This is a genomic window from Arthrobacter sp. Y3223164, from assembly GCF_059091005.1.
The window spans coordinates 1-2166 of record NZ_JBNHGF010000429.1 but is presented as its reverse complement, the minus strand read 5'-3'; the positions used below and the strand labels follow the sequence as shown (position 1 = coordinate 2166).

Annotated in this window: 3 protein-coding genes and 1 pseudogene; 3 read left to right on the top strand and 1 reads right to left on the bottom strand. The window is 69.0% G+C overall.

Annotated features, from left to right (window positions below):
* Window positions 1-207: hypothetical protein (locus AC5RUJ_RS15015; protein ID WP_494156113.1), on the bottom strand; the 207-nt coding region annotated here is incomplete at its 3' end.
* Between the two features lie 244 nt (window positions 208-451).
* Between AC5RUJ_RS15015 and AC5RUJ_RS15010 the strand changes: the two genes are divergently transcribed.
* The 3 genes and pseudogenes from AC5RUJ_RS15010 to AC5RUJ_RS15000 form a co-directional block, all read left to right on the top strand.
* Window positions 452-868 (top strand): ChaB family protein, encoded by a 417-nt coding sequence (locus tag AC5RUJ_RS15010; protein WP_494001310.1) that lies wholly within the window; start codon window positions 452-454, stop codon window positions 866-868.
* Window positions 869-945: 77 nt separating this feature from the next.
* Window positions 946-1521: an NADPH-dependent F420 reductase gene (locus AC5RUJ_RS15005; protein ID WP_494000829.1), complete on the top strand. Its 576-nt coding sequence runs from the start codon at window positions 946-948 to the stop codon at window positions 1519-1521.
* Between the two features lie 135 nt (window positions 1522-1656).
* A pseudogene (locus tag AC5RUJ_RS15000) lies at window positions 1657-2166 on the top strand (hypothetical protein); the annotation flags it as partial.

Genomic DNA, 2166 nt, shown 5'->3' with positions numbered 1-2166 from the left:
GCGCGGACGGCCGCCAGCCGCTGCAGCGGCCACGAGGTTGGCGACCAGCGGCGGAACCAGGGTGGTCTTGCCCGTGCCCGGCGGGGCCTGTACGACGGCGGTGCCCGTCCGGGTGCCTACGGTTGCGGGTTCCTCGCCCACAGGGCTGCCCGTCAGGGCTGCGGCCAGGTCGTCCAGTGACTCGGCGAAGACCAGGCCTTCGCCCATCGCGGCCAGGTCGAAAAGGACGTGGCGGTGCGCGGGTTCCTGCGGGATTGGCTGGCTCACCCTTCCATTGTGCCGGTGCCTGTCGCGCCCTCCGGCATCGCCGCCACTCCCGTCGGCAGGCGGCCGTCCCGCCGTCCTTGTTCGCGCTTCCACACCCCGGCGTATCTCCCTTGGCAGCGCCCACGAACTGTGCCACGTTGGAGGTGGAATGGCGAACAATCCTTTCTGGAGGGACGTGGTTCAGATGCCGAAGACGACGAAGAGCGGCAAGCCGAAGCAGACCGAATTGCCCAGCACGCTGCAACGGTCGGGCAAGAAGGCCCAGGAGACGTTCGCGGAAGCCCATGATTCCGCCGCCGAGACGTACGGCGACGAGGAGCGTGCCCACCGCGTGGCCTACAGCGCGCTCAAGCACACGCACGAGAAGGTGGGCGACCACTGGGAACCGAAGGAAAAGAAGGGCCCCTCCGACCCGCAGGCCGAGGGCGGCGCCGGCACCTCTCGGGAAACCAAGGGCGGGGTGGACGCAAACGCCTCCAAGCAGCACCTCTACGATCTGGCCAAGAAGCTCGACGTCCCCGGCAGGTCGAGGATGGACAAGTCAGAGCTCGTCGAGGCGCTGCGCAAGGCCAACGACCGGGAGACCAGGAAGGCCCGGTAGCCGTTGACTGCCTCAGCTCCTGCCGCTAGCGTCTTGGCTGCGTCTTCCAGTATCCATCCGTGATCGAGGAGCACTCCATGGCACACGTCAGCGTTATCGGTACCGGAAACATGGGCCAGGCCATTTCCGGGGTCGTCACCAAGGGCGGCAACACCGTCGAGATGCTCGGCCACTCCGACGAGGACAAGCCGGTCACCGGTGACATCGTCGTGTTGGCCGTGCCCTATCCCGCCCTGGCCGACATCCTCGGCAAGCGCTCCGGGCAGCTGTCCGGCAAGGTGGTCGTCGACATCACCAACCCGGTGAACTTCGAGACCTTCGACTCCCTGACCGTGGCGGCGGACAGCTCCGCGGCCGCGGAACTAGCCGCGGCGCTGCCGGACTCGGCGGTGCTCAAGGCTTTCAACACCACCTTGGCCGCCACGCTGGCTGCCGGGACTGTCGGCGGGCTGACCACCACGGTGCTGGTGGCCGGCGACGACGCAGAGGCCAAGACCATGCTGGCCGAGGTGGTCGCCGCCGCCGGACTCCGTATTATCGACGCCGGTGCCTTGTCCCGGGCTCGGGAACTGGAAGCCATGGGCTTCCTGCAGATCACCCTGGCCGCCAGCGAGAAGATCGCCTGGAGCGGCGGCTTCGGCGTCGTGCCCTGACCTCAGCTGGTGCCGCCGCCATCGCGGCGCGTGGCCCGCGGACAGCTGCCGCCCGGACGGGGTTTGGATCGTCACTGTCCCGCCAGCCGAGCCCGATGACAACCGCGGACGGCCGCTCCTATTAGGCTGGGGCACATGGACCTGGAGAGCGCGGCACGAGAGCTGTACGCGCTGCTTCCCGGCGAATTCACCGCTGCCCGCAACGCTCGGGCCAAGGAGGCAGCCCAGGACGGCCACAAGGAGCTCGCCCGGCAAATCAAAGCGCTGGCAAAGCCGTCGGCCGCGGCCTGGCTGGTCAATCTCCTGAGCCGGCAGCGGAGCGCTGACATCGCGGGAATCGTGGAACTCGGCCACGCCATGAGCGAAGCCCAGGAACAGCTCGATCCGCAACTACTGCGCCGACTGGGTGACCAGCGCCGGGAACTGTTGGCCGCCGTGGCGGCGGAGGGCCGGAAGCTGGCCGATGAGCTCGGGCAAAAGGTGAGTGCCGCGGCGGTCGCCGAGGCGGAGCAGACGCTGCATGCGGCGATGGCGGATGCCGGTGCGGCGGCGGCCGTAACCAGCGGCCTGCTGACCGAGTCGCTGTCGTCGAACGGGATCGACCCGGTGGACCTGGACGGCCGGGTGGCCCTGCCCGGGGCAGGC

Bases quoted from the DNA above. Each gene is read 5' to 3' on its own strand.
- AC5RUJ_RS15010 (WP_494001310.1), top strand. From the start codon at position 452: ATGCCGAAGACGACGAAGAGCGGCAAGCCGAAGCAGACCGAATTGCCC.
- AC5RUJ_RS15005 (WP_494000829.1), top strand. From the start codon at position 946: ATGGCACACGTCAGCGTTATCGGTACCGGAAACATGGGCCAGGCCATT.